The sequence below is a fragment of the Halorubrum sp. SP9 genome (assembly GCF_005435015.1).
In the GTDB taxonomy this organism is placed as follows: Archaea; Halobacteriota; Halobacteria; order Halobacteriales; family Haloferacaceae; genus Halorubrum; species Halorubrum sodomense.
The window spans coordinates 1-262 of sequence record NZ_SGXU01000652.1; the positions used below are offsets into that span (position 1 = coordinate 1).

The window sequence follows — 262 nt, forward strand, 5'->3', positions numbered from 1 at the left end:
GCTGGAAGAGGTTACCCGGACCGGCGTTCCAGCCGTTCGCACGCTGGTTGACGGAGATAATCGTGTTGTACGGCGTGGGGACCTGCCGGACGGTGACGTTGTCGTTCTGGTTGTACGACTCGTACTGCTCCGGCGGAATTGCCGCCGAGTCCGCCTCGCCGGTCTCGAGCGCGCCGAGACGCGACGCCTGCTCCTGGACGACGCTGATCGAGGCCTCCTCGAACAGCGGTCCCTTGGAGAACAGGTCGGGACCCTCGTCGAT

At 65.3% G+C, this 262-nt stretch carries 1 pseudogene; it reads right to left on the reverse strand.

The annotated features are described in order from the left end of the window. A pseudogene (locus EXE45_RS18895) lies at positions 1–262 on the reverse strand (ABC transporter substrate-binding protein); the annotation flags it as partial.